At 70.3% G+C, this 24,354-nt stretch carries 23 protein-coding genes; 6 read left to right on the top strand and 17 right to left on the bottom strand.

Annotated features, from left to right (window positions below):
* Positions 1-16 precede the first annotated feature (16 nt).
* Positions 17-1,384: a pitrilysin family protein gene (locus tag BJQ94_RS06195; RefSeq protein ID WP_265399059.1), complete on the bottom strand. Its 1,368-nt coding sequence runs from the start codon at positions 1,382-1,384 to the stop codon at positions 17-19.
* Positions 1,385-1,547: 163 nt separating this feature from the next.
* Positions 1,548-2,564 (bottom strand): aldo/keto reductase, encoded by a 1,017-nt coding sequence (locus BJQ94_RS06190; protein WP_265399058.1) that lies wholly within the window; start codon positions 2,562-2,564, stop codon positions 1,548-1,550.
* A 240-nt stretch (positions 2,565-2,804) separates the two neighbouring features.
* Between BJQ94_RS06190 and BJQ94_RS06185 the strand changes: the two genes are divergently transcribed.
* Positions 2,805-3,308, top strand: a complete 504-nt coding sequence (locus BJQ94_RS06185) for a glutathione peroxidase (protein WP_265399057.1) — start codon at positions 2,805-2,807, stop codon at positions 3,306-3,308.
* 5 nt (positions 3,309-3,313) lie between these two features.
* Here BJQ94_RS06185 and BJQ94_RS06180 read toward each other — a convergent pair whose 3' ends face one another.
* Positions 3,314-3,976, bottom strand: a complete 663-nt coding sequence (locus BJQ94_RS06180) for a VOC family protein (protein WP_265399056.1) — start codon at positions 3,974-3,976, stop codon at positions 3,314-3,316.
* A 137-nt stretch (positions 3,977-4,113) separates the two neighbouring features.
* On the opposite strand from BJQ94_RS06180, the gene BJQ94_RS06175 reads away from it, so the two are divergent.
* Entirely contained in the window at positions 4,114-4,590 is a 477-nt protein-coding gene (locus BJQ94_RS06175; RefSeq protein ID WP_265399055.1) for an Lrp/AsnC family transcriptional regulator, read from the top strand.
* A 117-nt stretch (positions 4,591-4,707) separates the two neighbouring features.
* Here BJQ94_RS06175 and BJQ94_RS06170 read toward each other — a convergent pair whose 3' ends face one another.
* The 7 genes from BJQ94_RS06170 to BJQ94_RS06140 form a co-directional block, all read right to left on the bottom strand.
* Positions 4,708-6,996, bottom strand: a complete 2,289-nt coding sequence (locus BJQ94_RS06170) for a polyribonucleotide nucleotidyltransferase (protein ID WP_265399054.1) — start codon at positions 6,994-6,996, stop codon at positions 4,708-4,710.
* Positions 6,997-7,259: 263 nt separating this feature from the next.
* A complete protein-coding gene (locus tag BJQ94_RS06165; protein WP_275875571.1) occupies positions 7,260-8,258 on the bottom strand; it encodes a dihydroorotate oxidase electron transfer subunit in 999 nt (332 codons plus the stop codon).
* Positions 8,255-8,560, bottom strand: a complete 306-nt coding sequence (locus BJQ94_RS06160; RefSeq protein ID WP_265397940.1) for a helix-turn-helix domain-containing protein — start codon at positions 8,558-8,560, stop codon at positions 8,255-8,257. Before BJQ94_RS06160 ends, BJQ94_RS06165 begins: the two co-directional genes overlap by 4 nt.
* The gene (locus BJQ94_RS06155; RefSeq protein ID WP_265397941.1) at positions 8,560-9,552 is read right to left on the bottom strand and encodes a dihydroorotate dehydrogenase; all 993 of its coding nucleotides are present in this window, start codon (positions 9,550-9,552) and stop codon (positions 8,560-8,562) included. Before BJQ94_RS06155 ends, BJQ94_RS06160 begins: the two co-directional genes overlap by 1 nt.
* 216 nt (positions 9,553-9,768) lie before the next feature.
* Positions 9,769-10,413: an FMN reductase gene (locus BJQ94_RS06150; protein WP_265397942.1), complete on the bottom strand. Its 645-nt coding sequence runs from the start codon at positions 10,411-10,413 to the stop codon at positions 9,769-9,771.
* 2 nt (positions 10,414-10,415) lie between these two features.
* Positions 10,416-11,609 (bottom strand): LLM class flavin-dependent oxidoreductase, encoded by a 1,194-nt coding sequence (locus BJQ94_RS06145; RefSeq protein ID WP_265397943.1) that lies wholly within the window; start codon positions 11,607-11,609, stop codon positions 10,416-10,418.
* 77 nt (positions 11,610-11,686) lie between these two features.
* Positions 11,687-12,823: an ROK family transcriptional regulator gene (locus tag BJQ94_RS06140; protein WP_265397944.1), complete on the bottom strand. Its 1,137-nt coding sequence runs from the start codon at positions 12,821-12,823 to the stop codon at positions 11,687-11,689.
* Here BJQ94_RS06140 and BJQ94_RS06135 point away from each other — a divergent pair.
* The 3 genes from BJQ94_RS06135 to BJQ94_RS06125 all read left to right on the top strand — a co-directional run bounded on the left by BJQ94_RS06135 (position 12,798) and on the right by BJQ94_RS06125 (position 15,370).
* Positions 12,798-12,959 (top strand): hypothetical protein, encoded by a 162-nt coding sequence (locus tag BJQ94_RS06135; RefSeq protein WP_265397945.1) that lies wholly within the window; start codon positions 12,798-12,800, stop codon positions 12,957-12,959. The genes BJQ94_RS06140 and BJQ94_RS06135 overlap by 26 nt on opposite strands.
* Before the next feature lie 143 nt (positions 12,960-13,102).
* The gene (locus BJQ94_RS06130) at positions 13,103-14,833 is read left to right on the top strand and encodes an alpha-glucosidase (protein WP_265397946.1); all 1,731 of its coding nucleotides are present in this window, start codon (positions 13,103-13,105) and stop codon (positions 14,831-14,833) included.
* 84 nt (positions 14,834-14,917) lie between these two features.
* Complete coding sequence (locus BJQ94_RS06125) at positions 14,918-15,370, top strand: hypothetical protein (protein ID WP_265397947.1); 453 nt, start codon at positions 14,918-14,920, stop codon at positions 15,368-15,370.
* A 41-nt stretch (positions 15,371-15,411) separates the two neighbouring features.
* On the opposite strand, the gene BJQ94_RS06120 is transcribed toward BJQ94_RS06125, so the two are convergent.
* Positions 15,412-17,439 carry a multicopper oxidase family protein gene (locus BJQ94_RS06120; protein ID WP_265397948.1) on the bottom strand — a complete coding sequence of 676 codons (2,028 nt, stop codon included), beginning with the start codon at positions 17,437-17,439 and terminating at the stop codon, positions 15,412-15,414.
* A 212-nt stretch (positions 17,440-17,651) separates the two neighbouring features.
* The gene (locus BJQ94_RS06115) at positions 17,652-19,190 is read right to left on the bottom strand and encodes an amino acid permease (protein ID WP_265397949.1); all 1,539 of its coding nucleotides are present in this window, start codon (positions 19,188-19,190) and stop codon (positions 17,652-17,654) included.
* Between the two features lie 276 nt (positions 19,191-19,466).
* Here BJQ94_RS06115 and BJQ94_RS06110 point away from each other — a divergent pair, with 276 nt between their 5' ends.
* On the top strand, positions 19,467-20,021 hold the full coding sequence (locus BJQ94_RS06110) for a type 1 glutamine amidotransferase domain-containing protein (protein WP_265397950.1): 555 nt from the start codon (positions 19,467-19,469) through the stop codon (positions 20,019-20,021).
* A gap of 14 nt (positions 20,022-20,035) precedes the next feature.
* Here BJQ94_RS06110 and BJQ94_RS06105 read toward each other — a convergent pair whose 3' ends face one another.
* From BJQ94_RS06105 to BJQ94_RS06085, 5 genes are all read right to left on the bottom strand, one after another.
* Positions 20,036-20,872 carry a fructosamine kinase family protein gene (locus BJQ94_RS06105; protein WP_265397951.1) on the bottom strand — a complete coding sequence of 279 codons (837 nt, stop codon included), beginning with the start codon at positions 20,870-20,872 and terminating at the stop codon, positions 20,036-20,038.
* A gap of 95 nt (positions 20,873-20,967) precedes the next feature.
* The gene (locus tag BJQ94_RS06100; RefSeq protein ID WP_265397952.1) at positions 20,968-21,273 is read right to left on the bottom strand and encodes a ferredoxin; all 306 of its coding nucleotides are present in this window, start codon (positions 21,271-21,273) and stop codon (positions 20,968-20,970) included.
* On the bottom strand, positions 21,270-22,652 hold the full coding sequence (locus BJQ94_RS06095) for an NADH-ubiquinone oxidoreductase-F iron-sulfur binding region domain-containing protein (RefSeq protein WP_265397953.1): 1,383 nt from the start codon (positions 22,650-22,652) through the stop codon (positions 21,270-21,272). The genes BJQ94_RS06100 and BJQ94_RS06095 overlap by 4 nt, the downstream gene beginning before the upstream one ends.
* Complete coding sequence (locus BJQ94_RS06090; protein ID WP_265397954.1) at positions 22,649-23,317, bottom strand: ferric reductase-like transmembrane domain-containing protein; 669 nt, start codon at positions 23,315-23,317, stop codon at positions 22,649-22,651. Before BJQ94_RS06090 ends, BJQ94_RS06095 begins: the two co-directional genes overlap by 4 nt.
* Positions 23,317-24,354 carry an FAD:protein FMN transferase gene (locus BJQ94_RS06085; RefSeq protein ID WP_265397955.1) on the bottom strand — a complete coding sequence of 346 codons (1,038 nt, stop codon included), beginning with the start codon at positions 24,352-24,354 and terminating at the stop codon, positions 23,317-23,319. The genes BJQ94_RS06090 and BJQ94_RS06085 overlap by 1 nt, the downstream gene beginning before the upstream one ends.

Below are 24,354 nucleotides of genomic sequence, written 5' to 3'. Positions count from 1 at the left end.
GCCGTGCAGCGGCGGGTCAGTTGAGCGGGAGCGGCGCTGCGGCGCGCGGCACGATGCCGTCGAAGACGTCGTCGTCCAGGGCGCCGACGGCGGCGACGGAGAACGGCCGTGAGGCCATGTCCACGGCCAGCTGCTGCACGTCATCCGCGGTGACCAGCGCCAGGCGTCGCAGCGCCTCGTCGAGGTCGACGAATTCGCCGAGGGTGATCTCCGAACGGCCCAGCCTGGACATCCGGGTGTCTGAATCTTCGAGGGCCAGGGCGGATGCGCCGGAGAGTTGCCCCGATGCCCGCTTCATCTCGTCGGCGGTCACGCCGTGCTCGGCAAGGCGGTGCAACTCGTCGAGCATGATCTCGGCCACCTGCCCGGCCTTGGCGGGCGTGCAGCCGGCGTACATGCCGAAGATGCCGGCGTCGGAGTAGCCGGGCGCGAACGAGTACACGGAGTAGGCCAGGCCGCGCTTCTCGCGCACCTCCTGGAACAGGCGGGACGACATGCCGCCGCCGAAGATCGAGGTGAGCACGTTCATCGCCACCCGGCGGTCGTCCGCGGCCACGAGGCCCGGCACGCCGATGAGCATGTTGGCCTGCTCGAGCGGGCGGTGCACCACCGTGACGGGTCGGCCCTGGCTGATGACGGCGGCCGAGCCGGAGCGCCGGCCGACGGGCGCGGCGTGCTCGCTCAGGTCCCAGCCGGCCTGCAGCAGCGACCGGGTCACGGCGGCCACGAGCACGTCGTGGTCCACGGCGCCGGCCACGGTCACCACGAGGTCTTGCGGGCGGTAGTTGGCCCGGTAGTGCTCCCAGACGGCGTCGCGGCTGGCGGCGCGGATGGTCTCCGGGCTGCCGCCGATCGGCCGGCCCAGCGGATGCTCGCCCATCACGGCCTGGAAGAACCGTTCGTTGGCGACATCGGCCGGGTCGTCGTCGGCCATCGCGAGTTCCTCGAGGATGACGCCGCGCTCGGTCTCGAATTCGGCGGGGTCGAGCACCGACGAGGTGATCATGTCGGTGAGTACCTCGACCGCCATCTGCAGGTCGCGGTCCTGCACCTTGGCGTAGTAGCAGGTATATTCCTTGGCGGTCATCGCGTTGTGCTCGCCGCCGACGGCGTCGAAGGCGATGGCGATGTCCAGCGCCGAGCGCGCTGCGGTGCCCTTGAAGAGCAGGTGCTCGAGGAAGTGCGTGGAGCCGAAGTGACCGGGTTGTTCGTCGCGGGAGCCCACAGCCACCCAGTAGCCGATGGTGAGGCTACGGCTGCCCGGCACCTGCTCGGTGACGATGCGCACACCGCTCGGTAGCACGGTCCGCCTCACGAGGGACTCGCCAGCGGCCCGAAACGACAGTTCGGTCAGGTCAAGGGGAAATTCAACGGCACCGTTCATATCCCTTCCACCTTACGACACGTGTCTGAGCGGATGCCGCAGCCGCCGGCCCGGCGACGGGATCCCGCCGGCCGTGCCCTGTCGCGGTTGACCCGGTCATGTTACTGTCGCGCTGTCGAGGCCGGTGCCTCCCCAAAACGTCGGGTTCGATCTGACTGACGCCCTACGCCGACACCTTGTCCAGGTCCACCATGTCGGCCCGGCCCAGCTTCACGGCGGCTGCGGCGACGAGGGCCTCCACATGCTCGGGGCGGCTCGCGCTGGCCACGGGGGCCGCGACGTTGTCACGCGCCAACAGCCAGGCCAGCGCGATGGTCGACGGCGCCACGCCGTGGTCCTCCGCGATGCGCTCCACTGTGCTGAGCACCTTGAGGCCGGTGCGGTTGAGATACGCGGCCGCGCGGCCGGCACGGACGCTGTCGGTGAGGTCGGCCTTGGAGTGGTATTTGCCGGTGAGGAATCCGTGCGCCAGCGCGAAGTACGGCATCACGGCGAGGCCCTGCGCGTGGGTGACCAGCGCCAGGGCGGATTCGAACGAGACCCGGTTCATCAGGTTGTACGGGGTCTCAACGGCCACGAAGCGGGGCAGACCGTTGGCGGCGAGCACCCGGGCTTCCATCAGCCGCTCAGCGGTGAAGTTCGACGCGGCGAGGTGGCGCACCGCTCCGCTGCGGATGAGGGTCTCCATCGCCCCGAGGCTTTCCTCCAGGGGCACGTCGAGGTCGTCGTAGTGGAAGTGCAGCAGGTCGATGTGATCGGTGCCGAGGCGTTCGAGCGACGCGTGCACGGCGCCGACGATGCTGCGCGGCGAGAGTCCGGGATTGTCGCGGTTGCGGCCGATCTTGGTGGAGATGACGATGTCGTCGCGCACCCCGCGGGTGCGCATCCACGACCCGATCACGACCTCGCTGCGGCCGGCGGCGTAGCTGTCGGCGGTGTCGAGGAAGTTGCCGCCGAGTTCCCAGTGCCGATCGAGGATCGCCATGGCGGTGTCGCCGTCGGTGGTCCAGCCGAAAACACTGCAGCCGAGCGCCAGCGGGTGCACGGTGAGGTCGGTGTCGCCGAGTCTGCGCCGGATACCGGGAGCCGACAGGCGGGAACGCTCGGGGATGGTGACAGGTTCGGTGTGCTGCACCTGCACGGGGTGGGTCTGCAGGTTGCCGGTCTCCACGCTGTCCACTGCCGCACTGTCTGTCGAAACACTGCCCACCACCGCGCTGCCCCTCATGCCGTCACCACCCGATCTACCCGCCGTCGCGGTGCCCGCGCCAACCCGTGTACAGCCGAGAATAACCCGATCCAGATTTTCCGCTGGGGGCGCGCGGTAAGCGTTACCGAAACGTTCGGCTTCACCCCCCGTTCGGCCGAAAAACGCCTCCTGTCCAGCCCATCGGAACGGGCGGGGAGTAGTCTTTCCGGCATGTCAGACTCCGCACTGTACGACATCCCGCTCGCCCTCATCGACGGCACGCCCACCACCTTCGGCCGGTTCGCCGGCAAGACGGTGCTCGTGGTCAACGTGGCCTCGAAGTGCGGCTTCACCCCCCAGTACGCCGGACTCGAGGCGCTCTACCGGCGCTTCGCCGACGACGGCCTGGTGATACTCGGATTGCCCTGCAACCAGTTCATGGGCGAGGAACCGGGCAGCGAAGAAGACATCCAGCAGTTCTGCGAACTCAACTTCGGCGTCACCTTCCCGCTCACCGCCAAGGTGGATGTGCGCGGCAAGAACCAGCATCCGCTCTATGCCGAGCTGACCAGGTTCAAGAAGGGCGTGCTGCCCGGCCTGATCAAGTGGAACTTCGAGAAGTTCCTCGTGAACGCCGACGGTGTCGTGGTCGACAGGTTCGCCTCAACCGTTGAGCCGGAGTCGGCCCAGCTCGTGGCCGCGATCGAGAAGGCGTTGGTGCGAACAGCCGCCTGACGTGGTCAGGCGTCCCAGCTGCACACGCAGAGTTCGTTGCCCTCCGGGTCGGCCAACACCCACCAGTCCGGGGCGTGTTCGTCGGTGAGCAGCACTCCCCCGACGTCGATGATGTCCTGCACCCGCTCCTCGCAGTCGGCCACCGGCACGTACACGTCGAGGTGGATGCGGTTGCGCTCGGTGCGCTGGATCTCCATGTGCTGGAACCACACCTTGGGCCCCGTCCCGCGCGGGTCCGTGAGTTCGAGGGCGTCGGCCGGACCCGACTCCAGGTAGCCCAGCCCGACCCGCCAGAACGGGCGCACGGCCGCCTCGTCGCTGCAGTCGATGGCCACATCGGTGCGGCTCGGCGGCAGGTGCGTGGCCCTGGCCGCCTGCTCCGCCGCGAGTTCCTGGATGCGCAGCGCCAGCCGGAGGTCGCGTTCGGTGACGCCGCCCACGTCGTGGGAGCTCAACGTGAAGCCCACCGACCCGAATGCCAGCGCAACATCCGGATGGTGGTTCAGCGCTTCGGCGTCGGCGGCGACGGCATCGACCAGGCGCACCCCGGCGGCGAAGTCCCGGGTGCGGTAGTCGGCGTACAGGGCGCCCTCGAGGTGGATGAAGTCGCCCCCGGCGAGCACAGAGTGGGTCTGGGCAGGAGTGAGGGTCTGGCGGGTGTCGTCCATTCGACCACTCTTCCGCGCACCGTGGGCCCGGTCAACCCTGGCCGGAACTGCACATTGCCCAGCCGCGCAACTGCGTCGCGTCACAGTGTGCAATGTGCCCTGTTCTGGGGCCACCTGGCGTGCTAACGTCAGGCAGTATGCACCGTCTGGACAAAGTCGACCTCGAGCTGCTCAGGGCCCTGTGCGCCGACCCGCACAGCACATACGTGGGTCTCGCCCAGACGCTCGGGCTCTCCCGCAACACCGTGCAGGCGCGGATGACCCGGCTCGAGGAGTCGAACGTCTTCCTCGACTTCGACCGGCGGATCAGCCCGGCCGTGCTCGGCTACCCGCTGACAGCGTTCATCGAGGTGTACATCGAGCAGAAGCGGGCCGCGGAGATCATCGCGGAGCTCACCCTGATCCCCGAGATCGTGCAGGCGCACGGCATGAGCGGCGCCGCCGACCTGCTCATCAGGGTGGCCTGCGCCGACGCCGAAGACCTCTTCCGCATCGACCGCACCATCCTGGCCTGTGCGGGCGTTGAACGCACCGAGACGTCCCTGGCGATGGGCGAGCTCATCCCGTTCCGGGTGACCCCGCTGCTCGAGCGTGGCGTGCAGCCGCGGCCCTGACCGCGCCGCCGCATCCTTCGTGTGCGCCGCACGCGCAAAAAACCCGCCCTGCCGAAGCAGGACGGGTTTTCCGTCTTACCGACGCACCTGGCGAGAGGTGGTCGGCAGAACTAGCGACTAACCTTCGGCCGGAGCTTCGGGTCCCTCGGATGCAGCGTCACGACCGTGCGTGTCGGCTTCATCGGCGAGGACCGGGGCGAGCGAAAGCTTGCCACGGTCGTCAATCTTGGTGATCTCAACGAGGACCTTCTGGCCCACGCCGAGGACGTCTTCGACGTTCTCCACGCGCTTGCCGCCGGCGAGCTTGCGCACCTCAGAGATGTGCAGCAGGCCGTCCTTGCCCGGGAGAAGCGAGACGAAGGCGCCGAAGGCGGCGATCTTCACGACAGTTCCGAGGAACTGCTCGCCAACCTCGGGGTTGGTGGGGTTCGCGACGGAGTTGACCATGGCGCGAGCGGCCTCGGCCGAGGGACCATCGACGGCGCCGATGTACACGGTGCCGTCTTCCTCGATCGAGATGTCGGCTCCGGTCTCGTCCTGGATCGAGTTGATCATCTTGCCCTTCGGGCCGATGAGCTCGCCGATCTTGTCAACGGGGATCTGCACGCTGATCACGCGGGGCGCGGTCGGTGCCATCTCGTCGGGCTTGTCGATCGCGGCGTTCAGCACGGCGAGGATCGTCGTACGAGCATCCTTCGCCTGCGTCAGCGCGCCGGCCAGGACCGACGCGGGGATGCCGTCGAGCTTGGTGTCGAGCTGGATCGCGGTGACGAACTCAGCCGTGCCGGCAACCTTGAAGTCCATGTCGCCGAGGGCGTCTTCGGCGCCGAGGATGTCGGTCAGAGCCGCGTAGCGGGTCTTGCCGTCGACGGTGTCGGAGATGAGGCCCATGGCGATGCCGGCGACCGGGGCGCGCAGCGGCACTCCGGCGTTCAGCAGCGACAGGGTGGAGGCGCAGACGGAACCCATCGAGGTGGAACCGTTGGAGCTGAGCGCCTCGGAGACCTGACGGATGGCGTACGGGAATTCCTCACGCGTGGGCAGCACGGGAACCAGGGCACGCTCAGCGAGCGCTCCGTGGCCGATCTCGCGACGCTTGGGCGTGCCGACCCGACCGGTTTCACCGGTGGAGTAGGGCGGGAAGTTGTAGTTGTGCATGTAGCGCTTCTTGGTGACCGGGCTCAGGGAGTCGATGGTCTGCTCGAGCTTGAGCATGTTCAGCGTGGTGACACCCAGGATCTGGGTCTCGCCGCGCTGGAAGATAGCGGAACCGTGCACGCGCGGGATGACCGCAACCTCGGCGTCGAGCGGGCGGATGTCGGCCAGGCCGCGTCCGTCCATGCGAACACCCTCGTTGAGCACGCGGGAGCGCACGACGAGCTTGGTGACGGACTTGTACGCCGCGCCGACCTGGTTGTTGGCTGTGGCGGGCAGTTCGCCGGCTTCGACCTTGGCCGCGATGGCGGTCTTGACGGATGCCTTGAGCACGTCGTCGGCATCCTGACGCGCGATCTTGTCGGCGATCACGTAGACGTCCTTGAGGCCGTCGTACGCCAGGGCAGCGACAGCGTCGTAGACCTCGGTGGTGTACGGCGGGAACAGCGGGTAGTTGCCGGTGGGCTTGGACGCTGCGGAGGCGACCTGCTGCTGGGCGACGATGAGCTGCTTGATGAACGGCTTGGACGCCTCGATACCCTCGGCGATGACCTCTTCGTTCGGCTTGATGGCGCCGCCCTGGATCAAGGTCCAGGCGTTGTCGGTCGCTTCGGCCTCGATCATCATGATCGCGACGTCTTCGCTGCCATCGGCATCCGCCACAACGCGGCCGGCGACGACCATGCTGAACACGGCCTCTTCAACCTGCGAGTGCTTCGGGAAGGCGACCCACTGGCCGGAGCCGTTGTCGTCGGGGATGAGGGCGACGCGGACGCCACCGATCGGGCCGGAGAACGGCAGGCCGGCGATCTGGGTGGACATGGACGCGGCGTTGATGGCCAGGACGTCGTAGTACTCGTCGGGCGCGATGGCCAGAACGGTGACGACAACCTGGATCTCGTTGCGCAGGCCGTCGACGAACGACGGGCGCAGCGGCCGGTCGATCAGACGGCAGGTGAGGATCGCTTCGGTCGACGGGCGACCTTCGCGGCGGAAGAAGCTGCCCGGGATGCGGCCAGCGGCGTACATGCGCTCTTCGACATCGATGGTCAGCGGGAAGAAGTCGAAGTTGTCCTTCGGCTGCTTGCTGGCGCTCGTGGCGGAGAGAAGCATGGTCTCTTCGTCGATGTAGGCGGCGGCTGAGCCCTGCGCCTGCTGGGCGAGACGCCCGGTTTCAAAACGGATGGTGCGCTTGCCGTACTTGCCGTTGTCGATAACGGTCTCGGCGAACGTGATTTCTGGACCCTCCATATGGGGGTTCTCTCCTTTGTTTAGACTCGTTTGCCCGTGTGGCGCGCGAGTGGGACATCGGAGCAGGATCAGGCAGAACTAGCTGCCGAACATGTGTTGGGCGCTGACGTTGCTGGCCACCAGTAGAAATTCACCAACGGGGCTGCGCTCTGGGCGCGCCGTGCGTTGGGAAACCACCACCGAGGACCAGCGTCCTGCCAGTCTGCTCCGGGTACTGCGGGTAGATCCGAAGAACTACCTGACCAACCCTAGCAGAACAGGCGTTAAACGATAGGGATGGCGGCGTCGAAGACCGGCCCGTCGGCGCAGACCAGCGGACCCTCCACGCTCGGGTCGGTGCGCACGGGGGCGGCGCAGCCGTGGCAGTAGCCGAGGCCGCAGGCCATGTGCGCCTCGAGCGAGGCCTGCACCGGCACGCCCCAGTGCGCGCCGAGTTCGGCGGCGAGGCGGGCGAGCACGCCGGCGCCGCACACCATGACCACGTCGGGCGGGGTGGTGTCGGGGGTACCGCCGTCGAATTCGGCGCGCAACCGGTTGCCGAGGGTGGCCAGGTCGCTGGAGCCGTCGTCGTCAGTGGCCTCGATCACGCGCACACCCAGGTCGGCGCAGTCGCTGCGGCCGAGCAGCTGCTCCGGCCGCTGGCCGCTGAGCACCATGGTCGTGCGGATGCCCGCTGCCGCGGCGTCTTCCGCTGCGCCCATCACCCCGCAGACGCCGACGCCCCGGCCGATCAGCAGGGCCGAGCGGGTGGCGGCCGGAAACTCGAAGCCGCGGCCGAGCGGGCCGGTGACCTGCAGCCGGGCGCCGACGGGCACGGCGGCCAGGGCGCGGGTGCCGCGGCCGACCACACCGTAGATCAGCTCGATGGTGCCGGGCCGGCTGGTGGTCGCCGGCCGGCGGCGGTGGATCGCCATCGGCCGGGGCAGCAGGATCCGGTCGCCGTCGTGCGGCGGCACCGTGATCATCATGAACTGGCCGGCCTGCGCGGTGGCGGCGATGGTGTCGCTGGCCAGAACCAGGCGGTGGTAACGCTGGGCCACCGGCTCGTGCAGGAGGACCTCGGCGTCGTCCCAGACCGGTTGCGGGCGGGGCACGGCCGCGCGTGGACGCACCGAGATGAGTCCGTCGAGCGCCGCGGCATCCGCCTGGGCGAAGGCGCGCTGCCGGGCGGCGGCCGCACGGCCGCGGAGGTAGGCCTCGGTGGCGGTGCTCGTGGGCGGGGTGCTCGTGGGCGGGGTGCTCGTGGGCGGGGTGAGCGTCACGGGGTGGGTCCTGTCTGGCCGGCGGGCGAGGCAACCGGGCGGCCCTCGGGGACGGGCTCCTGGGTGAGCGGCTGCGTCAGTGATCGTGCGGCCGTGCCGAGCACGTAGCGTTTGCTCACCCGGCACCTGCTGATGAATTCTTCGTGCTCGAGGGTGGCGAGCATGCGGTGCATGCTGGCCAGCGGGATGCCGAGGGTGTGGTGCAGCTGCTGGATGGTGAGGCCCTGCGGGTGCCCGGCCAGGCAGGTGAGGGTGTCGAGGGCACGCACCACCACGGCCATCGGTTTCGCGGCGGCGCCCATCAGAACGCCTCCGATTCGAGCAGCTCGCGGATGCTGCCGGCTCCGGCGTCGAGGCATCGTTGCCGCAGCCCGCGGGCGATCTGAACCGCGGCGAAGGGCCGAGCGAAGCCGGCCGTGCCCACCTGCACGGCGCTGGCGCCCACCGAGAAGTAGTCGAGGGCATCGTCGACGCTCTCCACTCCCCCACAGGCGATCACCGGGATCTGCACGGCCCGTGAGGCCAGCCAGACCAGCCGCAGCACGATCGGTTTGATCGACGGCCCGGACAGGCCCCCGATCACGTTGCCGAGGATCGGCCGGCGGGTGATCGGGTCGAGCGGCATCGCCGGAATGGAGTTGGCCACGCAGACCGCATCGGCGCCGGCCTCCTCGGCGGCGCGGGCGCAGTCCGCGATGGATGCAACGAGCACCGGCAGTTTCACGATGATGGGCTTGTCCGTGACCCGGCGCACGGCAGCGACGACCGCGCGAATGGCGGCGGGGTCGGAGCCGATGTCGGTGCCGTCGCGGTCGAGGTTGGGGCACGACACGTTGAGTTCGTACGCGCTGCCGATCTCGCGCAGGGCCTCAACGACCGGGGCGTATTCGCCCGGCCGGTGCCCGCCCACGCTGATGATGGTGGGGGCGTCGAGGGCCGCGTAGCGGGGGTGCAGCTCGGCCAGGTAGCCGGCCGGGCCGCGGCTGGGGATGCCGACGCTGTTGACCATGCCGGCGGGGATCTCGGTGAGCCTGTGCACGGGGTTGCCGCCGCGGGCCGAGCCGAAGACGGTCTTGGTGACGGTGGCGCCGAGTTCGGCGACCGGGATGAGCGCGCCGAGTTCGGGGCCGAAGCAGCCGGATGCCGGCATCACCGGGCTGCGCAGGGTGAGGGAGCCGATCCGCACGGACAGGTCGACGGCGGTGGCGTCCGGTGCCGCCGGTGTCACGGCTGCGGCGGCGAAGAACGCGGCGCGGGCATCCGGGACCGCCGTGGCATCGAGAACGGGGACCATGCGACGACCTGTCTGCGCGGTTGTCACGGCGTCCGTCTCTGCGGACGCACTCTCTCCGGCGCACCGATCCCCAGTCTGTCGCCCGGCGCGAAGGCCGGGCAGAGCCAAAAGTCCCGCGGTGAGGCGACCTGTGCAATGCGCCCCCTCAAGCACGCGAAAGCGGCCGTGTGGTCACCTCAGCGAACTGAGGTGACCACACGACCGCTTTCGTGGAACCTAGCGGGGCGGGAACATCCCGCTGGGGTTGAAGCCGGCGGGCAGCTCGAAGGGGTCGCGCACCCGGGTGGAGCGGTCGGAGCGGGCGACCAGGGCCGCGAGCTCCCCCGCCGCGCGTTCGATGCGCGCCGGGAGGGTGGCCACGCGGCTGTCGATCCGGCCGCCGCTGTCTCCGGTGCCCCAGTCCTCCGACGCGGCGAACACCGACGTGGGCACCACCACGGCGTGCAGGTAGGTGAACATCGGCCGCAGAGCGTAGTCGAGCGCCAGGGAGTGCCTGGCCGTTCCCGCTGTCGCGCCGATCAGCACGGGCTGGTCGGTGAGCGAGCGGTTGTCGAGCACGTCGAAGAAGGTCTTGAACAGGCCGCTGTAGCTGGTGGTGAAGATCGGGGTGACGGCGATCAGGCCGTCGGCCGCGGTGACGGCCTCGATCATCTCTTCCAGCCGCGGGTTGGCGAACCCGGTGAGCATGTTGTTCATGATGTCCTGCGCGTAGTCGCGCAGCTCGTAGGTGACCACGGTGGTGCTGATGCCCTCGTCGGCAAGCCGCGCCACGGTGGCCGTGGCGAGCTTGTCGGCGAGCAGCCGGGTCGACGACGGCTGGCTGAGCCCGGCGGAGACGACCGCCAGAGTGCGCTCGGTCATTCCTAGGCTCCGGTCTTGCCGGCGCCGGCCAGGCCGAACGCGGCACCGGATGCGCGCCGGTGCGGCGCGATCGCGGCCGAGGTGTCGAGGTCGTCGCGCAGCACGGCTGCGGTGGCAACCGGCGCCTGGGCGGCGAGCACCAGGGATTCGTGGGTGGGGCCATCCGGCACATCGGCGGGACGGTTCTTCGCGAACTCCTTGCGGAGCACCGGCACGACCTCCTCGCCGAGGATGTCGAGCTGCTCGAGCACGGTCTTCAGCGGCAGGCCGGCGTGGTCCATCAGCCAGAGCTGACGCTGGTAGTCGCCGACGTAGTCGCGGAAGCCGAGGGTGCGGTCGATGACCTCCTGCGGGCTGCCGACCGTGAGCGGGGTCTGCGAGGTGAAGTCCTCCATGCTCGGGCCGTTGCCGTACACCGGTGCGTTGTCGAAGTAGGGCCGGAATTCGCTCTTGGCGTCCTGCGAGTTCTTGCTCATGAACACCTGGCCGCCGAGGCCCACCATGGCCTGCGCGGCGGTGCCGTGGCCGTAGTGCTCGAAGCGGTTGCGGTAGTACTTGACCATCTTGGCGGTGTGCGAGGCCGGCCAGAAGATGTGGTTGGAGAAGAAGCCGTCGCCGTAGTACGCGGCCTGCTCGGCGATCTCCGGGCTGCGGATGCTGCCGTGCCAGACGAACGGCGGCACGCCGTCGAGCGGGCGCGGGGTGGACTGGAAGCCCTGCAGCGGTGTGCGGAACTGGCCCTCCCAGTCGACGTAGTCTTCACGCCAGAGCCGGCGCAGCAGCGCGTAGTTCTCCAGCGCCAGCGGGATGCCCTGGCGGATGTCCTGGCCGAACCACGGGTAGACCGGGCCGGTGTTGCCGCGGCCCAGGGTGAGGTCCACCCGGCCGTCGGCGATGTGCTGGAGCATCGCGAAGTCCTCGGCGATCTTCACCGGGTCGCTCGTGGTGATCAGCGTCGTGGCGGTGGAGAGGATGATCCGCTCGGTCTTGGCCGCGATGTAGCCGAGCATGGTCGTCGGGCTCGACGGCACGAACGGCGGGTTGTGGTGCTCGCCGGCGGCGAAGACGTCGAGGCCGACCTCTTCGGCCTTCTGCGCGATGGTGAGCATGGCCTTGATGCGCTCGTGCTCGGTGGGGGTCTGCCCCGTGGTGGGATCGGTGGTCAGATCGCCGACTGTGAAGATTCCGAACTGCATTTTCAGCCTCCAGGATTCAATGCGTTTGCATGTATGTGGGTGTCAACGGCAGTCGGGACGATCTTATTCCCGGCACCTCACCGGTGCGGCCAGCCGGTTCCGCGCGGCTCGTCGGCGAGGGTCAGCCTGGCCAGGGTGTGCTGGATCGCGACGGCCGCCGCTCCCCGGGCCCAGGACGAGACGCCGCTCTCGTCCACGCTGATCTGCAGGGCGGAGGCCTCGGGGTCCCGGCCGGCGCGGGCCGTGCTGACGATCTCGTCGGCCACGACGTTCCACAGCCCGATGCCCTCGCCCGAGAGCACGACGGTGTCAACCATGGCCAGGTTCGTGATGAGCGCCACGAGCCGGCCGAGCGCCCGGCCGGAGGCCCGCAGTACGCCCAGCGCGGCGGGGTCCCCCGCTGCGGCGAGCGCCAGCACCTCCGGGTAGGCCACGTCGCGTCCGAGCATCCGCCCCACGGTCGCCTGGATGCTCGCCTCGGTGAGCATGGCCTCCGAGCAGCCGCGGTGTCCTAGGGCGCACTCCGGTCCGTCGGGGTCGAGCGGCAGGTGTCCGCCGAGGCCCAGACCGCTGTCCCTGGTCGTAATGACCTGGTCGTTCACGACGAGGCCGTAGCCCACGCCGATGCCGATGGTGAGCACGGCGAAGCTGGACGTGCCGCGGCCCGCTCCGAACCACTGTTCGGCGGCGGCGAGGCCGGCCACGTCGTTCTCCACCAGCACCGGGATGCCGAGGTTCGCTTCCAGTGCCGACGCGAGGTCGACCTCCCGCCAGCCCAGGAACGGCGCCCGGGTGACGACCCGCGCGTCGGTGACGTTCCCGCCGACGGATACCCCGACCGCCGCGATCGAGCCGGATTCGGCGAGTTCGCGCACCAGGGAGACGAGGTGGGCCACGACGGTCTCGACGTCGCGGGTCGGGAGCGCCCGGTGGCCGGAGGCGAGCTCGGTGGTGCGGAGGTCGGTGAGCACGCCGAAGGCGTCGTCGCCGGTGAGTTTGACTCCGACGAATCGGCGCCCGTCCATCCGCACGTCCAGCGGCCGGGTGGGGCGGCCGACACCGGCGTTGTTGTCGTCGCTCACCTCGACGAACAGGCCGCGATCGAAGAACGGCCGGCTCAAGCGGGTGAGGCTGGCCGGGGAGAGACCGAGGCGACGCCCGAGTTCGCCGCGGGAGATCGGTCCGTGCATGAGCACCGCGCGCGCCAGGGCCATGGCCGATTCACTGATCGGCGAAGAACTCGTCGGCACCGCACTGATCGCCGCAGAACTCGTCGGCGCAGCAGCCTCCGCACTCCCGTACATGGCGTTCGCCTTCCCTGGCCCCCGAGCGGGCTGGCTCTCATCTTGACATATCGGCCGGCCCCGGTCGGAGGCTGCGCGTGCGGGGAGACTCCCACTAGATTGGTCCAACGACTTCTTTCCACCAGAAAACCAATTCGCGCCGTTGGATGCCCGCCCCGCCCGGACGTTCCCCGGCCAGGAGGATCCCACGTGACCAGTGTCGACAGCCGCACCCCCGCCGAGTCCGCCGAGAGCGCAGAGAACGCGCGGCCCGATCAGCCGTCGGTCGCGGCACCGTGGTGGACGACCGCCGTGGTCTACCAGGTCTATCCGCGCAGCTTCGCGGACTCGGACGGTGACGGCGTGGGCGACCTCGGCGGGGTGCGCGCCAAGCTCGGCTATCTCGCCGAGCTCGGCGTCGACGCCATCTGGCTCTCCCCCGTCTACCCGTCGCCGCAGCACGACAACGGCTACGACATCCGCGACTACCAGGACATCGACCCGGTGTTCGGCAGCCTGGCCGAGTTCGACCTGTTGCTGGCCGAGGCCCACGAGCTCGGCCTCAAGATCGTGATGGACCTGGTGGTGAACCACACCAGCGACGAGCATCCGTGGTTCGTCGAGTCGCGGTCGTCGCTGGACAACCCGAAACGCGACTGGTACTGGTGGCGTCAGCCCGGAGCCGACGGCGCCGAGCCGAACGGCTGGGGCAGCGCGTTCAGCGGCCCGGCCTGGACCCTCGACCCGACCACGGATGAGTACTACCTGCACCTGTTCGCGAAGCAGCAGCCCGACCTCAACTGGGAGAACCCCGAGGTGCGCCAGGCGGTCTACACGATGATGAACTGGTGGCTGGACCGCGGCGTCGACGGGTTCCGGATGGACGTGATCAACTTCATCGCCAAACAACCCGAACTGGTGAGCGGGCCGCAGGCGGCCACCGATGGAGGCTCCCCCATGGGCGCGCAGATCCACGACTACCTGCAGGAGATGCACCGCGCGGTGTTCGCCGGCCGCACCGGAGAACACCTCACCGTGGGCGAGATGCCCGGCGTGAGCATCGACGACGCCGTGCTGTTCACGGATGCCGCGCGTGCGGAGGTCGACATGATCTTCCAGTTCGAGCACGTCTCGCTCGATCAGGGCGCGCACAAGTTCGATCCGCTGCCCCGCCGCCTGCCGCCGCTCAAGCAGAGCCTGGCGCGCTGGCAGGACGGCCTGGCCGAGACCGGCTGGAACAGCCTTTACCTGAACAACCACGACCAGCCGCGGCTGGTCTCCAGGTTCGGCAACGACGACGAGTTCCGGTACGAGTCCGCGACCCTGTGGGCGCTGGTGCTGCATCTGCACCGCGGCACGCCCTACATCTACCAGGGCGAAGAGATCGGCATGACGAATGTGCGGTTCGAGAGCATCGAGCACTACCGCGACATCGAATCGCTCAACCACTACCGCGAGGCCGTCGAGCAGTTCGACCAGTCGCCGGCGAGCGTGCTGGCCGGCGTGCACGCCATGGGAAGGGACAATGCTCGCACCCCCATGCAGTGGGACGACTCCGCCCACGCGGGCTTCAGCACCGCCACCCCGTGGCTGGCAGTGAACCCGAACTACCCGCGCATCAACGTGGCGGCCGACCGGGACGCTCCCCGCAGCGTGTTCGCCTTCTACCAACGGCTGATCGCGCTGCGGCACGCGGACCCGGTGGTGGCGCTCGGGGACTTCGAGCTGATCGAGCCCGATCACGAGCAGCTGTACGCGTTCACCCGCTCACGGAACGGCCAGATGCTGCTGGTGCTGGCGAACGCCTCCGACGAACCCCTGACCGTGCAGGGCGAATGGCTGCCCGACGACATCTCCGGCGCCGAGCTGGTGCTGGGCAACTACCGCGGCGACGGGTCGGCGGCGCTCCGCCCGTGGGACGCCCGGCTGTACAGGTTCTAGGGGCGGGCGTACGCTGGCCGCTGAAACGGGTCGGCGTCGACCAGGGGTCGGCCGGATAGCAACCGGATAGAAGGGAGACCCGCCATGCGTGGGGTGTACCGGATCGTCTGCCACATCATCGCCGCCTGTGTCGTCATCCAGGCAGCCGTCATCGCCTGGGCCACGTTCTCCGTCATCGTGACCGCCGAGCAGGGTTCCACAGTCTCCGAAGACGCCGGCATCGTCGGCTTCATCACGCACAGCATCGTCGGGCAGTACGTCATCCCTCTTCTTGCCCTCGCCCTGCTTGTGATCGCTCTGGTCGGCCGGATCGGGATCAGATGGGCGGCCTGGTTGCTCGTCGCCGTGCTCGTGCAGGTGATGCTCGGGTACATCTCGTTCGGCCTGCCCGGCCTCGGGCTGCTGCACGGCGTCAACGCCTTCGTGGTCCTCGCGCTCGCCGAGATGGGCGCCGCCTCGGTGCGCGCGACGAGCACGCAGACCCCCGTTGCGGAGCGCAGCTCTGCTGCGAACACGGCCGCCGACGACTCGGTCTGATCGGGCACGTCGCGCATTCCCGGGCTACCCGCCCGGCCGAGTCACTCGGACCTGTTGCCGTGCTCGCCGCCCTGCTCGAACGGGCTCGCCACGCCCCGGTAGGCCAGCGCCATCATCATGCCCTCGGCCGCGTGCTCGAGATTGTGGCAGTGGTCCAGCCAGATGCCCGGGTTGTCCGCCACGAACTCGACCACCCACACCTCCCCCGGCTGCACGTCGAAGGTGTCCAGCCACAGCGGTGATCCCGTCGAGCGGATGCCGTCTCGCGAGACGACCCGCACGTGGTGGCCGTGCACGTGCATCGGATGCGTCTCCGCGCCGCGGTTGGCCACGGTGAGCCGCACGGTGTTGCCTTCGCTCACCTCGATGCTCGGGATGTGCGGGAACACGTCGCCGTTGACGGTGTAGCCGTAGACGGGCCGGCCGCCGAGGAACCGGGGATTACGGTCGAGGACCATGGTGGCCTCGACCTGCCCGCCCCCGGTCGGCAGCGCCTGGGCCTGCGGTGTGCCGTAATGCAGCAGGTCGAGATCACCGGAGTCTGCGGGGTCCGCAGGCGCCGGCACCGTCTCCCCGCCCGGCGACAGCGACAGCACGGCCTCCGCCGAGGCGTTGCTCGTCAGCCGCAGACCCGAGTCCGGAATCTCCACGGACACGTCGAGCCGCCCACCCGCGGGGATGCGCAGGGCTTTCCCGGTGACCGGGGTGGGACCGAGCAGGTCACGACCGTCCGCGGCGACGACGGTGAACGGGCCGCCGTCCAGGTGGAAGCGGTGCGGCACCTGGTCGGTGTTGATCAGCCGCAGGCGCACCGATTGCCCGGCCGGCACGGCGCGCGTCGTCGCCGCATCCGACTCGCCGAGGATCACCGACCCGCCGAGCGTGTGCAGCGGCACGGTCAGGTCGACGCTCTCCGGCACCCCGCCGGGCGGCAGCACCACGAGGCTGCCGTACAGGCCGCGCCGCACGCCATCGGAGGAGACCTGGTGCGTGTGGTACCAGTAGGTGCCCGGGTCGGTCGCCGGGAACCTGTAGGTGAAGGAGTCGCCGGGCAGGACCGCGTTCTGGGTGACGCCGGCCACCCCGTCCTCGCCCGCGGGCACGTCGTAGCCATGCCAGTGGATGGTGACGCCGTCGGCGATGTCGGTGTTGTGCAGGGTCACTTCCACGAGGTCGCCCTGGTCCACCCGCAGTTCGGGGCCGGGCAGCGACCCGTAGGTCCAGGCGGCGACGCTCGTCCCCGAGGCCAGCGTCACGTTCTGCTGCCCCGCCGTGAGATCGAAGGTGCGCAGGGTGCCCGGCTGGCCGGCCGGCGTGCGCAGCTCCGTCACCGAGACGTCGCCCGGCGCCGGCGGGCCCGCGGCGGTGTGCTCGTGTGCCGAGGCCAGCGCGCCGGGCAGCGCGGCGCTGGAGAGCCAGACCACTCCAACGGATGCCACCAGCACCAGGGCGCTGAACGCCGCCAGCCCGGTGACCACCCGCTTCGGGCGCCCGGCGAACACGGCGTGGGCGAGGGCCGTGACCAGCCCGATCAGTGCCAGGAGCACCAGCGCCGGCACCGGCTCGATCGGGTAGCCGATCACCACTCGGGCCGCGACCCCGGCGACGCCGGTAGCCGCCGCGCCGACGAGGGCCGCCGCGCCGCGCGCACCGAGAGCGGGGCGGATGCCGTGGGCCACAGCCCACAGGTCGGGGCCGGCCAGGAGCACGGCGGCGATCGCTCCGACGGTGGCCACCGGCAAGGCGAACAGCGCCTTCTCCTGCACGAACCACCAGCCGTGGTCCGCGAGCAGGGCGGTGCAGAGCAGTTGGGCGACCAGGCCCGCCAGGCCCACGCCGAGCAGCGCGACCGCGAGCCAGCCCCGGCGGCGGCGGCGCGTCAGCGCGGGCGCGGCATCCGGCGCTGTCGGTACGGTCGGTACGGCCGGCCCGGCATCCGCAGACGGCGCGGCGGCCGTCGGCGACCCTCGCGTGCGGAGCCCGACGGCGAGCACGGCGGCGGCGATCCAGGCGGCGGCGGTGAGAATTGCCGCGCCGAGGTCGAGTGCAAGCAGAAGCGCCGTCGTCACCGATGGTCACTCCGAGTATCGGCGCATGAGGTCTCCCTCCGGGGGCGCGGTACCCTCGTGGCCGTTCCCTGCGAACGGGCCATCCGCCAAAAACGCTACTCCGCCCTCACGGCCACCGCGAGGCCCTCACCCGCCGGCTCCGCCTCACTTCTGTTGCCACAACGGACAATTGCGCCCGGCGCACCGGGCGCAATTGTCCGATCGGGGAACAGTTACTTGCCGCGGAGGGCCCGTTCCTCGGCCTCGATCTCCTCGCGGCGGGTGGCGTCGACGATGCGCTTGGCCTCGATTCCCACCATGGAGTGCTTGCGGCCGTAGCTGAAGTACACGATGAAGCCGACGACCAGCCACACCGCGAACCGCACCCAGGTGAGCGTGGTGAGGTTGAGCATCAGCCAGAAGCACAGCACGGCCGACAGGATCGGCAGGTACGGCGACAGCGGCACCTTGAAGGAGCGCTTGAGGTCCGGCCGCTTCCGGCGGAGCACCACCACGGCAATGCTCACGAGCACGAACGCCGACAGCGTGCCGATGTTGATCATCTCTTCGAGCACGCCCACGTCGGTGAGCCCGGCGATGAGCGCGACCGCGGCGCCGGTGATGATCTGGATGCGGGCGGGGGTGCCGCGCTTCTCCGAGGTGACGCTGAGCCAGCGCGGCAGCAGGCCGTCGCGGCTCATGGCGAACAGCACCCGGGAGAGCCCGAGCAGCAGCACCATGATCACGGTGGTGAGGCCCACCAGGATGCCGATGGAGATGACCTGCGCGGCCCAGCCGGCACCGACGGCGACGAAGGCCGTGGCGAGGGAGGCGTCCTTGGCGTCGGCGAGCACGGTGTACGGCACCATGCCGGTTAGCACCAGGCTGACACCGACATAGAGCACCGTGACGATGGCGAGCCCGGCGAAGATGCCGCGCGGCAGGGTCTTCTGCGGGTTCTTTACCTCTTCGGCGCTCGTGGCCACGACATCGAAGCCGATGAACGCGAAGAACACCAGCGAGGCGCCGGCGAGCAGGCCGAAGATGCCGTACTGCGCCGGGGCGGCGCCGCTCATGAAGGAGAACAGCGACTGGGTCCACACGTCGCTGCCGACGCCATCCGTGGTGGGCACGGACTCGGGGATGAACGGGGTGTAGTTGGCCGGGTTGATGTAGAAGGCGCCCACCACGATGACGAAGAGCACGATAGCGACCTTGATGATCGTGAAGATGCTCGCGACCCTGGCCGAGAGCTTGGTGCCGATCACGAGCAAAGCGGTGAAGATCGCGACGATCACGAAGGCGCCCCAGCTCACCTGCAGGCCGAGCACATTGATGGTGGCCGGGATGTCCCAGTGCCAGAGCGCGAAGACGTTGCTGAGGTAGATGCCCCAGTACTTGGCGATCACGGCCGCGGCGGTGAGCATCTCCAGGATCAGGTCCCAGCCGATGATCCAGGCGAGCAGCTCGCCCAGGGTGGCGTAGGTGAAGGTGTAAGCCGACCCGGCGACGGGCACCGCGGAGGCGAACTCGGCGTAACACATGATCGCCAGGGCGCAGGTGACCGCGGCGAGCACGAAGGCCAGCGTCACGGACGGCCCGGCGTAGCTGCCGGCGGCCTTGGCGCCCACCGAGAAGATTCCGGCGCCCACGGCGACCGCCACTCCCATCACCATCAGGTCCCAGGTGCCGAGGGTACGTTTAAGGCTGTGCCCCTTTTCCAGGGAATCCGCCATCGAGGATTCGATGCTCTTCGTGCGCCAGAGACTCATGGGTGTATCCGATCCGTGTAAAGCACAAGTTTAGGGCGGCGCGTCCGGCGGCGGCAGCCCCAAAGGCCCTACCGGTCAACGCCGTGATGTGCCGCAGAGGATTCCGGCCCTCTGGAGAACGTCATCGACAGTGTCGACGGTCCCCAAGACACGCGAAACCTCACGGTTTCGTGAGTATCGGCGGCCGGACGCGCGGTCGTGGCTAGCGTGGAATTGACGGAGGCCGATCGGCCCCCGACATCATCCGCTGCCCAGACTCAGAACGAGGAGAACACCATGACGACGACCGAACTCACCGGCAAGCGCATCGCATTCCTGCTCACCGACGGTTACGAGGACAGCGAGCTGAGCAGCCCCTGGCAGGCTGTGACGGATGCCGGCGCCACCGCCGTGCTCGTCTCCCCCGCCACCGAGACGGTCACAGGCAAGAAGGGTCACTCGCAGTATGTCGACCTGGCGGTGACCGACGCGAAGGCCGCAGACTTCGACGCACTCGTGTTACCCGGCGGCGTCGTGAACGCCGACCACCTCCGCCTGGACACCGACGCGATCGCCTTCACCCGCGACTTCTTCAGCGCGCACAAGCCGGTCTCGGCCATCTGCCACGCCGCCTGGATCCTCATCGAGGCCGGCGTGATCGACGGGCGCACCCTCACGTCGTATCCGAGTCTGAAGACCGACCTGCAGAACGCCGGCGCCATCTGGGTCGATGAGGAGGTCGTGGTGGACCAGGGTCTCGTTTCCAGCCGCACCCCCGCCGATCTGCCGGCATTCAACGCGAAGGTGATCGAAGAGGTGCGGGAAGGCGCTCACGCCGGCCAGACCACCTAGTCGCCGCCGGCCGGCTACTCGGAGTCGTCGGGCCGGGCGGTCGCCGGCAGTTCCAGCACCGCCTCGGCGGCTTGCTCGAGCGCGCGCCCGTAGGCCGCGCCGTGGCCCGCGGCGTGCACGGCCAGCGGATGCAGCTGGTGCAGCGGCGTACGCGCCCGCCACCCCGGTTTGAGCGGCGCCGCCGACTCGTAGCCCGCGGTGATCTCCTCGAGGAAGGGGCAGCCGAACAGGGCCAGCATCGCCAGGTCGGTCTCGCGGTGGCCGCCGTGGGCGGCGGGGTCGATCAACACGACACCGTCGGCCGACCAGAGTACGTTGCCGGTCCACAGGTCTCCGTGCAGCCGGGCCGGCGGGGCTCCGTCGTCGAAGTCGCCGGCCTCGATCCGCGCACAGGCCGCGTGCACGGCCTCGGACTGCCGGGCCGTGATACCGCCGACGTCGAGGGCGATGTCGAGGTAGGGCAGCACCCGGTAACGCGCGTAGAACGCGCCCCAGGTGCGGTCGAACGCGGTCGGGAGGCTGCGGTTGCCGATGAACAACGGGCCGCTCCAGTTGTCGGGCGGGGCTCCGAACGCCGACGCTCCCGCCGAGTGGGTCACCGAGAGTTCGGCGCCGAACACGCGGGCGGCAGCGGCGGTGGGCGGCACCTCGTCGATGGTCTCGAGCACGATGTGGCCGGGCTCCAGGTCGATCACCTGCGCCGTGCGCACTCCCCCGGGCACCGCCAGCCAGACCAGGCCGGCTGCCTCGGCCTCGAAGAAGCCGGAGGGCGCGCCGTGTCGGCGTTTGTCGAAGCCCCGGGGATCGCCGCCGAGTGGAGCGCCGTCGAGAGCATCGCCGAAGTCGTTCATCCCTCCACTCTTGCCGCATGCGCCTCCCGGCGCTACGTCCCCGGCCCGCGAGCCGTGAGAAGAGCACGCATCCGGGCGCCCGGAAGGGGCTTTGCTCACGGCTCGCGGGCGGGGTCGCGGGAGAGGTTGCGCACGGGGTCGCGGAGGGTGAGGGCCAGTCGGGGGCAGAGGGAGACCGCGTCGGTGGCGGCGGCCCCGAGCGCGCCGGGCACCGGCACGTCGGAGCCGTAGCCCAGGGCCAGCGGGTAGCCCCAGTCATCGCGGTGCAGCAGGTCGGGCAGCAGCTCGGTGCAGAGGCCCCGGCCGTCGCAGGCGGTCCAGTCGATGTGCAGCACCGCGAGGGCAGACCGTTCCGTGGCCTGCGCGAGGCGTCCGGTCGAGTCGAGCATCCGGGCGCTCATGAGTGCGCCTTGGCGCAGCTGCCGTGCAGGTGCGCGGCGACATCGGCCTCGAACACCGTGAGGGTGCTCAGCACGAAGCGGGCGGTGCCGTCCGGGTGGTGGCAGGAGCCGCGCCCGGTGACCAGGGCGGCGAGGCGGGCGACCTCGCCGGGCAGGCGCGGGTCGCGGTCCCCGGCGGCGAGGCGGCCGAGCACCCCGGCCATGGCCGGCAGTCCGTTCACGCACGGTCCGCACTGGCCGGCGCTTTCGCCGGCGAGGTAGTCGGCGATCGCCGCGGCGAGGGTGAGCGGGCACCGGCCCGTCTCGAGGGCGAACAGGATGCCCGCGCCCGGGTTCGCGCCGAACGGAGCCAGACTGGCGCGGTCCAGGCCCGTGTGCAGGGCCTCCCCCGGCAGCCAGGCGCCGTGATAGCCGCCCACGAGCACGGCCGCCACGGCGCTCGGGTCGACCCCGGCGAACCGGAGGACCTCGTCGATGCTGCTGCCGCCGACGACCTCGAGCACCGTCGCGGTTGGCACCGTCGCGGTGGCGTGGCCGGGCGCATCCGCCTCGGTGCCCAACTGTTGCCGAAGCGGACTAGTGCGCCCGGTGCGCGGGACGCAATTGTCCGCACGGGGAACAGTTGTGCTCGCGGCGACGCCGGCCGCGGACAGGCCCCGACTCACGGTGACCAGGCGGGTGCCGGGGTCTGTCGCCGTTCCGAGGGACCGGAACCAGGTGGCCCCGAACCGCACGATGAGGGCGATCTGGGCGAGGGTCTCGATGTTGTGCAGCAGGGTGGGCCGCTTGCCCAGCCCGGAGGTGGTGAGGCGGATCGCCCCGTCGCGGGGCACGGCGGGGCGCCCGGCGAGGGCGTTGACCACCGCGGATGCCTCGCCGGAGACGAAGCTCTCGGCCGCGGCCCGCATCTGCACGCCCCCGGCATCCGATCGTTCGGCCAGGGCTCGGCCCAGGTGCGGCAGCAGCGCGGCCGGTGCATAGAGGTAGGCCTCCGCGGCGTTGACCGCGGCGGCGACGCTGAGCAGTCCGTCGATGACCAGGTGCGGGGCGGTGCGCAGCAGGGTGGCGTCCTTGATGCTCAGCGGCTCGCCCTCTGCGGCGTTGCCGATCACCACGGCGCGGCTGCGAGCCGCGGCCGGCACGGCGGCGAGCTTGCGCCAGGCCGGGAACCCGGCGCCGCCGCGACCCTCGAGCCCGGCGGCGCGAAGGGTCTCGAGCAGCTCCGCGGAGCCGGTCACGGCCGGGAGGGCGCCGTAGACCGCCAGGTGATGCCCGAGGTCGGGCGCGGCCGCCCGGGTGAGCCGGGACGTGCCGAGCGGGGCCGGGATGGGATCGGGGTCGTTCGGACTCTGCCGTGGGGCGTCGGTGACGATGGTCATGGTCTTCTCCCAACCGGGGGGCTCAGGTGATGCGGGGAACGATGGGGGTCTAGACGAGCAGATGCGGGCGCCTGGCCGCTGCGTGCGGTGAGGATGTGCAGGTCGTTCACGAACTGCTCGGCCCGGCGGACCGACCGGTATTCGACGAACCCGGCGGTGACCCGCCAGGCCACCGCGGCGAGCACGGCGACGGTGCAGGCCGCCGCGAGGGCCAGGAACCAGGCCTGGCCCGCATCCGTGCCGGTGCCGAGGGAATGCGCGAGCGCGATGGGCCACATCAGGTAGGTCGACCAGTGCACGACCCTGAAGACCCGCTGGCCGACGTGCCGGCGCAACAGGCTGGTGGCCACGACGGCAATGAGGAGATCGACCGCCACGGTGCCCAGGCCCAGCCAGACCGGCCGGTAGGCGCCGAGGAACGGGAACACCAGGTCGACGACGGTGAGCTGGGCATAGGAGTCGGCCAGCAGCGAGAGCATATGGATGAGGATGAACACCGTGGCCAGCACCGACACGTTGCGGTGGATCAGGGTGATCGAGAACCGCGGCACCGTGAACAGCGGCCGGCCTGACCGGGTGAGGATGCCCAGCAGCACCGAGAGGGTGAACAGCACGAGGGCCACCACACCGGTGCCGCGGCCGAGGGCCCAGAATGCCTCGTCCATCAGGCCACTGGTCTGTTCTGGCCGTGGGTGAGCGGGGCGCCGTCCAGATAGGGCGACGGCGTGTCGGTGGCTCGCCGCAGCACGAGGGTGTGGGCGGATGCGACCGGCCCGGCCGGTTCGGCGGGCCAGCCGCCGAGAAGGGTCACGGCGCCCTGCGCGTCGACGAGGCGCGCGGCCACGCCGAGCTGGGTGAGCCACGGCACGGCGGCCGCGCCGCGCACGATCGCGGCCGTGCTCAGGGTATTGGCCCGGTGGCAGCTGCCGGCGGCGACGCTGGCGCTGCGCCAGACCGGCTCGGCGGGCCGCCCGGTGCGCGGGTTGAGGATGTGGTGCTGGGACTGCCCGGCCATCTTCCACCGCCGGTGCTGGGTGCTCGAGGTGGCCAGGGCCATGCCGGCGGCGAGGGTGATGGTCGCGGCCGGGTCGGCCGGGGCATCGTGCACCCGCACCTGCCAGCCGCCGGCCGGGGCCGGGCCGGCGGTGGCGATGTCGCCGCCGAGGCTGAGCAGCACGCCACAGCCGAGCGCGGCGCTGATCACCGTGGCGGTCCAGTCGGCGGCCACGGCCTTGGCGGTGGCGCCGAGATCGAGCGCCAGGTGCGCGGGCACCTTGAGCCGGTTGCCCACCAGCGACACGCTCTTCCAGCCGGGCCGGCGCGACACGATCGCGCGCACGGGCACGCCGTGGTCTTCGACCAGGCGGATGTCGCGGTCGTAGCCGACGGCGTCGAGCGCGTAGCCGAGGGTGGGGTCGACGTCGCCGTTGGTGAGGGCCGCGGAGGCGAGCGCCTGGCGCACCAGGTCGGCCAGGGTGTTGCTCACCTCGACGCCCTGGTGCAGCATGCCGGCGGCGAGCTGGAGTTCGGAGTCGGCCCTGAAGCGGCTCGCCGCCCGGTCGACGTCGGCCAGGAGCGCGTCGGCGAGGGTGCTGGCCAGGGCGATCTGGGCGGGGTCGGTGACGACCAGCCGGGCGGTGGTGCTCCACAGGGTCCAGTCGCGGGAGGCCGTGCGGGCGGGGTCGGTCAGAGTGTGGGTCAT

This window comes from Cryobacterium sp. SO2 (assembly GCF_026151165.2).
Lineage (GTDB): Bacteria > Actinomycetota > Actinomycetes > Actinomycetales > Microbacteriaceae > Cryobacterium.
This window is presented reverse-complemented; position numbering and strand designations above follow the sequence as displayed.

Coding starts and splice junctions, on each gene's coding strand:
- BJQ94_RS06115 (WP_265397949.1), bottom strand. CDS start 19,190: ATGAGTCTCTGGCGCACGAAGAGCATCGAATCCTCGATGGCGGATTCC.
- BJQ94_RS06160 (WP_265397940.1), bottom strand. CDS start 8,560: ATGGGCGCCGCCGCGAAACCGATGGCCGTGGTGGTGCGTGCCCTCGAC.
- BJQ94_RS06155 (WP_265397941.1), bottom strand. CDS start 9,552: ATGGTCCCCGTTCTCGATGCCACGGCGGTCCCGGATGCCCGCGCCGCG.
- BJQ94_RS06185 (WP_265399057.1), top strand. CDS start 2,805: ATGTCAGACTCCGCACTGTACGACATCCCGCTCGCCCTCATCGACGGC.
- BJQ94_RS06085 (WP_265397955.1), bottom strand. CDS start 24,354: ATGACCCACACTCTGACCGACCCCGCCCGCACGGCCTCCCGCGACTGG.
- BJQ94_RS06175 (WP_265399055.1), top strand. CDS start 4,114: ATGCACCGTCTGGACAAAGTCGACCTCGAGCTGCTCAGGGCCCTGTGC.
- BJQ94_RS06110 (WP_265397950.1), top strand. CDS start 19,467: ATGACGACGACCGAACTCACCGGCAAGCGCATCGCATTCCTGCTCACC.
- BJQ94_RS06195 (WP_265399059.1), bottom strand. CDS start 1,384: ATGAACGGTGCCGTTGAATTTCCCCTTGACCTGACCGAACTGTCGTTT.
- BJQ94_RS06145 (WP_265397943.1), bottom strand. CDS start 11,609: ATGCAGTTCGGAATCTTCACAGTCGGCGATCTGACCACCGATCCCACC.
- BJQ94_RS06180 (WP_265399056.1), bottom strand. CDS start 3,976: ATGGACGACACCCGCCAGACCCTCACTCCTGCCCAGACCCACTCTGTG.
- BJQ94_RS06170 (WP_265399054.1), bottom strand. CDS start 6,996: ATGGAGGGTCCAGAAATCACGTTCGCCGAGACCGTTATCGACAACGGC.
- BJQ94_RS06105 (WP_265397951.1), bottom strand. CDS start 20,872: ATGAACGACTTCGGCGATGCTCTCGACGGCGCTCCACTCGGCGGCGAT.
- BJQ94_RS06125 (WP_265397947.1), top strand. CDS start 14,918: ATGCGTGGGGTGTACCGGATCGTCTGCCACATCATCGCCGCCTGTGTC.
- BJQ94_RS06090 (WP_265397954.1), bottom strand. CDS start 23,317: ATGGACGAGGCATTCTGGGCCCTCGGCCGCGGCACCGGTGTGGTGGCC.
- BJQ94_RS06140 (WP_265397944.1), bottom strand. CDS start 12,823: ATGGCCCTGGCGCGCGCGGTGCTCATGCACGGACCGATCTCCCGCGGC.
- BJQ94_RS06150 (WP_265397942.1), bottom strand. CDS start 10,413: ATGACCGAGCGCACTCTGGCGGTCGTCTCCGCCGGGCTCAGCCAGCCG.
- BJQ94_RS06135 (WP_265397945.1), top strand. CDS start 12,798: ATGAGCACCGCGCGCGCCAGGGCCATGGCCGATTCACTGATCGGCGAA.
- BJQ94_RS06095 (WP_265397953.1), bottom strand. CDS start 22,652: ATGACCATCGTCACCGACGCCCCACGGCAGAGTCCGAACGACCCCGAT.
- BJQ94_RS06100 (WP_265397952.1), bottom strand. CDS start 21,273: ATGAGCGCCCGGATGCTCGACTCGACCGGACGCCTCGCGCAGGCCACG.